The 5865-nt window shown below is 63.7% G+C and carries 5 protein-coding genes; 1 reads left to right on the forward strand and 4 read right to left on the reverse strand.

Features of this window, described 5'->3' with window-relative positions; genetic code table 11:
* Positions 1-52: 52 nt before the first annotated feature.
* Positions 53-859, reverse strand: a complete 807-nt coding sequence (locus tag EN984_RS19770; RefSeq protein WP_127270313.1) for a protein-disulfide reductase DsbD domain-containing protein — start codon at positions 857-859, stop codon at positions 53-55.
* 170 nt (positions 860-1029) lie between these two features.
* On the opposite strand from EN984_RS19770, the gene EN984_RS19775 reads away from it, so the two are divergent.
* Positions 1030-1638, forward strand: coding sequence for a YqgE/AlgH family protein (locus tag EN984_RS19775; RefSeq protein ID WP_023808594.1), 609 nt, complete (start codon positions 1030-1032; stop codon positions 1636-1638).
* 5 nt (positions 1639-1643) lie between these two features.
* On the opposite strand, the gene EN984_RS19780 is transcribed toward EN984_RS19775, so the two are convergent.
* The 3 genes from EN984_RS19780 to EN984_RS19790 form a co-directional block, all read right to left on the reverse strand.
* A complete protein-coding gene (locus EN984_RS19780) occupies positions 1644-4532 on the reverse strand; it encodes an EAL domain-containing protein (RefSeq protein WP_127270311.1) in 2889 nt (962 codons plus the stop codon).
* Positions 4533-4535: 3 nt separating this feature from the next.
* The gene (locus EN984_RS19785; RefSeq protein WP_127268573.1) at positions 4536-5132 is read right to left on the reverse strand and encodes a GNAT family protein; all 597 of its coding nucleotides are present in this window, start codon (positions 5130-5132) and stop codon (positions 4536-4538) included.
* A 15-nt stretch (positions 5133-5147) separates the two neighbouring features.
* The coding region (locus EN984_RS19790; RefSeq protein WP_164765539.1) for a pitrilysin family protein at positions 5148-5865 on the reverse strand (718 nt) is incomplete at its 5' end.

The raw sequence follows: 5865 nt of genomic DNA on the forward strand, positions 1-5865 counted from the left end.
GTCTTTGCCTAGCGAACCCGACGGCTTCCTGCAACCGTTGGGGTGGGCTGGATCAAGGGAAAGGCAGAACCCCTTCGACCGCGCCCGCCGAACTCGTCAGCGTATAGTGAAGCCCGCCATCGGTCGGCGTCGTCGAGGGGCGATCGAGGATCGGCACGGTGAAGATCAGCTTGCCGTCCTTTTCGCTGCGGGCAGGGGTGCCGAACATGTAGTCCCGCTCGCCGGCGACGAAGAAATCCGCCGCCTCCGGATCGCCGGGAAAGCTCGCTTCGACAATCAGCGTCTCGTGGTCGCCCGGCAGCACAGCGATGCCGAAATCGGACCTCGCGGGCGCTGGTAGCGCCGCGAAACTCGCCTTCACCAGCGCTGCGTCCTCGGCATTGTCCGGATCGGAGGCGGGGTCGACGGTCAGCCGCGTCTGCACCGGAATGCAGATCGTTTCGCAGATGCCGAGAAAGATGTCGGCATCGATCAACGCCGGCTGGTTCGGCGCCGCCAGCGTGAATGTCACCGGCAGAGAAACCGGATAGTTGTAGCCTGCCCATTTGCCATAGCCGTCGTCATGGCGCTGCGGCGCCGGAAACGATAGCGCTGCGTCGGCGATGTTGGTGCTGGCTGAAATGTCGAGTTGCGGTGGCACGCCCGCGTCGCCCGGATCGCGCCAATATGTCTTCCAGCCGGGCTTGAGCGCTATGTCGAGAACGCCCTGGATGCGGCCGGTGTCGTCGGCTTTGCCTGAGGTCACCAGCCGGACCTTGCCGCCTTCGCTGTTGTACCACGCCGATGAGGAGGCGGCGGCGGGAAGAGCGGTTGCCGATCCGATGGCGGCGCCGAGCAGCAGGATTTTCAAGCTTCGCATGGCGGTGATTTGATCGTCCGTTCGTGGCCGCGCAATGATTTCATGGCCTTGCCGGTATCATATTTGCGTGACTTCGAGGGAGAAGAATGTTCGAGCCGCCGCCACAAGCTTTGGTCGAATCCAGCACGGCGCATCTTTTCGGCGCTTTGGAAACGCGTTACGCTCCCTTCATGGACTTGTTGCGCCACAAGAAGACGGTCGCCAGTCGCGGCTTTCTCGACGATCAGTTCCTGATTGCCATGCCCGGCATGAAGGACGACCGTTTCACGCGCTCGGTCATCTATGTCTGCGCACATTCCGATGAAGGCGCCATGGGCCTGATCATCAACCAGACGCAGCAGATGCTGTTTCCGGACTTGCTCGTGCAACTGGGCATCATGAACGAGCAGGAGGCGATCCGATTGCCGGCTCAGGCCCGCGATTTCGTCGTGCGCAATGGCGGCCCCGTGGACCGCAGCCGGGGCTTCGTCCTGCATTCGGGAGACTATCGGGTGGAATCGTCGCTGACCGTTTCCGACGACATCTGCCTGACGGCGACCGTCGACATATTGCGCGCCATATCGTCCGGCCGCGGGCCTCGTCATGCGCTGATGGCGCTCGGCTATTCCGGCTGGGGCGCCGGCCAACTGGAGACCGAGATCGCCGAAAATGGCTGGCTGACCTGTCCGGCCAATGCCGAGCTTCTGTTCGACACCGATATCGAGCGCAAATACGACCGGATCCTCGCCTCGATCGGTATCGACCTTGCGCATCTCAGCCTGGCGGCCGGGCACGCCTGATCCGCTCACGCTTGCGTCAGCGGATACTGCTCTTTTAGCGTCTTCAGCACCTGGTCGCCCGGCATCGGGGCGCCGAACATGAAGCTCTGCACATATTCGCAGCCCATCTGACGCAGTTCCAGCGCATCGCTTTCGTCCGAAATGCCCTCGGCGACGACGGACAGGCCGAGCTCATGCGCCATGTTGACCATCGATTTCAGCAGCACCGCGCGCTTGGGCGTGTTGTCGTCGACGAAGCTCTTGTCGATCTTGATGGTGTCGAAGGGGAAACGCGTCAGGTAGGCCAGTGAGGAGTAGCCGGTGCCGAAATCGTCCAGCGACAGGCCGATGCCGAGCTGCTTCAGCTTGGTCAGCACATGGGCGGTCTGCTCGGGATTGTCCATGACAAGCGATTCGGTGAGCTCCAGCCGGAAGCAGCGCGGCTTCAGATTGGCCCGCGCGATGACCGAGCGGACGTCGCTGACCAGGTCGCGGCGGATCAACTGGCGGCTGGACAAATTGACCGAGACCGACAGCGGCGCGTCGCCGATCTGTTTTTGCCAGCTGGCGAGATCTTCCGCCGCCTGCTGCATGGCAAACAGGCCGAGCTGCACGATAAGACCGCAGCTTTCGGCTACCGGGATGAAATCCGCCGGCGGGATCATGCCGCGGCGCGGGTGGTCCCAGCGCAGCAGCGCCTCGAAGCCGGCGACACTGCCGTCCTCGAGCCGCACGATCGGCTGGTAGGCAAGCGTGAATTCGCGCCGCTCGATGGCGCGGCGCAGGTCGGATTCGAATTGCAGCCTGTCGGTGCCGACAGTGCGGAAAGCCGGACGGAACGGCTCGATCCTGTCGCCGCCGAAGCGCTTGGCCTGGTGCATGGCAAGCTCGGCATCCTTGACCATGTCCTCGGCCGACATCTGCGGCGAATTCCAGGTGATCAGCCCAATCGACGCGGTCAGCACGATCTCGCGCTTGGCGAAGGTGATCGGGTTGTTGATGGCATGCTTTATGGCATCAGCGACCGCAGCGATGCGGGCCGGGTCTTGTTCGGACAGCAGCATCAAAGCGAACTGGTCGCCGGCAAAGCGCGACAGCGAATCCTTCGGCTTGAGCAGCCGGTGCAGGCGGCGCGCGATGGTCAAGAGGATGGTATCGCCGGCCGAGATGCCGAGCCCGTCATTGACCTGCTTGAAACGGTCGATGTCGATGACGAAGACGGTCGGCCGCACCTTCTCTTCGGTGCGCGCGATCGAGATGATCGCTTCCAGCCGGTTCATCAAAAGTTCACGGTTCGGCAGGCCGGTCAGATTGTCGTGCACGGCGTCGTGCAGCAGCCTTTCCTCGGACTTTTTCTGCTCAGTCACGTCGACCATGGTGCCGACGCAGCGGATGACTTCGCCGTCCGAGCCGATGACCGGGCGTGCGCGCAGTGAAAACCAGTGATAGTGGCCGTCGGCGCCGCGCAGGCGGAAATTCTGCGACACCCGGCCGCGCCGGTGTTCGAGCACCACGTCGAGCGTCGTGCGGAACGTGTCGCGGTCGTCGGCATGCAGCACCGGCAGCCAGTTGCGGGCCGCGCCGCCAAGGCTGTTCGGTGCCAGGCCGAGCTGGATGCTGACATCGGGCTTGGTGACGACGCGGTCGCGCAGCACGTCCCAATCCCAGACCGTGTCGCCCGATCCGGCCACCGCCAGCGCCTGCCGCTCGAGGTCGGAGAACAGGCCCTGGTGCAGGGCGCCGCCGGCAAAGGCGTGCTGCATCACTGTGAAGCCGATCAGAAGGATGATCAGGATCAGCCCGCCGCCCAGGGCCGGCTGGGCAATGTCGTTGTCGAGCATGCCGGTGATCGCCATCCACGATCCGCATAGCCACAACAGCACCATGACCCAACTGGGCACCAGCATGATGGCACGGTCGTAGCCGCGTATGCCGAGGAAGATGATCAGGCCAAGCCCGGTCAGTGCGGTTGCGGCGAAGGACAGCCTGGCGATGCCGGCGGCAACCGCCGGATCGACGATCGCGACCCCGGCGATCAGCACCAGCCCGAGAATCCAGACCAGTGCGCCGTAGCTGAAATGGCCGTGCCATCGGTTGAGGTTGAGATAGGCGAACAGGAACACCACGAAGGTTCCAGCCAGCGCCACCTCCGTTCCCGCCCGCCACATCTGCTCATTGCCGGGCGAGATCTCGATGACCTTGTTGAGGAAGCCGAAATCGACACAGATATAGGCCAGTACCGCCCAGGCAAGCGCGGCGGTCGCGGGGAACATCGAGGTTCCCTTGACCACGAAAAGAATGGTGAGGAACAGCGCCAGCAAGCCTGCGATACCGATGACGATGCCGCGAAACAGCGTGTAGGAATTGACCGAGTCCTTGTAGGATTCCGGATCCCAGAGGTAGACCTGCGGCAGCTTCGGCGAGGCCAGTTCGGCGATGAAGGTGATCACCGTGCCGGGGTTCAGCGTCACCCGGAAAACGTCGGCATCGGGGCTGGTCTGGCGGTCGAGCGCGAAGCCTTCGCTGGGCGTGATGGCGGCGATGCGGGTCGAGCCGAGATCCGGCCAGAAGATGCCGGAATTCACCAGGCGGAAATGGGGTGCGACGATCAGCCGGTCGAGTTGCTGGTCGGTGGTGTTGGCGAGCGCGAACACCGCCCAGTCGCCGGTCGAACGGGCATCATTGGCCTCAACCTCGATGCGCCGCACGATACCGTCCGGACCCGGCGCGGTCGACACCTGGAAATTCTCGCCCTGGTTCCGGTAGATCTCGACGGCGCCGGAAAGGTCGAGCGCGACGTCGTCGCGGGCGATCTTGATCGGCTCCACGGCGAAGGCCGACGATGCCGCCCACAGCGTCAGGAGTGTCGCGAGGACAAAGGCGAACAGCGACCCGTTTCGCAGGAAATTCGTCAAAAATCAGTCCTTCGTTCCAACGCCCGGCGGATCGTCCGCGATCCGGGCGTAGAGGTAGTGGTCCTGCCAGATGCCGTTGATCCTGAGGTAGGATCGCAGCAGTCCTTCGCGCCGAAATCCGGCTTTTTCAAGCACGCGGATCGACCTGATGTTGTCGGGAATACAGGCCGCTTCGATCCGGTGCAACCTCAGCGTATCGAAGGCGAAGCGGGCCACCACCTTGACCGCGTCGGTCATCAGGCCGCGGCCGCCGAAGCGCTCGCCGATCCAGTAGCCGACATGGCCGCTTTGCGAGACGCCATGGCGTATGTTGCCGAGCGTGATGCCGCCGGCAAGCTTGCCGCTGCTCTTCTCGAAGATGAAGAAGGCGATCGCGGTTCCTTGCGCATAATCTTCGCGGTAGCGGCTGATGCGCAGCCGCCATGCGTTGCGGTCGAGTTCATCGGGAGTCCAGCGTGGCTCCCAGGGTTCGAGGAAGGCGCGGCTTTCGCCACGCACCACCGCCCACTCGCGGTAGTCGTTGGTGAACGGCACGCGCAGCGTGACGCGGTCGCCTTTCAGCGCCGGCAGGTCGCGGCGAAAGAAAGGGAGCGCGAACACGACGCTTCGAGGGGCTTAGACGGCGAGCTTACGGGCCGCGGTCTGCGTGCCTGCGAGCGATTCGAGGATCGCCTCGTATGGCGCCAGTGTGCCCACAGGCCCGACAGCGGTAAGCGTCGGCTTGGTCGAGAACAAACGCGACGATAGATCGGTCAGCCGCTCGACCGTCAGCGCCGACAGCCGTTCCATCAGTTCCTCCTTGGCGATCGGCCGGCCGAACAGGAGCAGTTGCCGTGCGATCTGCGAAGCGCGGCTGGCCGGGCTTTCGGCTGACATGATCAGTCCGGCGCGATATTGGGCGCGCGCCCGGTCGAGTTCTTCCTGCAGGATTTTCTCGCCGGCCTTCTGCAGTTCGTCGATAATGACAGGCACCAGTTCGGCGATGTCGCTCTGGCCGGTCGCGGCATGGACGCCGAAGACGCCGGTGTCGGAAAAGCCCCAATGGAAGGCATAGACCGAATAACACAGGCCGCGCTTCTCGCGGACCTCCTGGAACAGGCGCGACGACATGCCACCGCCGAGGATCATCGAGAGCACCTGCGAGGCATAGAAGTCGCGCACATGATAGGCCCGGCCTTCGAACCCCAGCACGATCTGCGCGTCCATCAGGTCGCGGTCCTCGCGAAAATCGCCGCCGACATATTGCGCATATTGCGGGATGGTGCTGTCGGCCTTGCTGCGGAAGCCGCCGAGCTGCTTTTCGACCTCGCGCACGAAATTGTCATGCTTGATG

This window comes from Mesorhizobium sp. M7A.F.Ca.CA.004.12.1.1 (assembly GCF_003997835.1).
GTDB lineage: Bacteria > Pseudomonadota > Alphaproteobacteria > Rhizobiales > Rhizobiaceae > Mesorhizobium.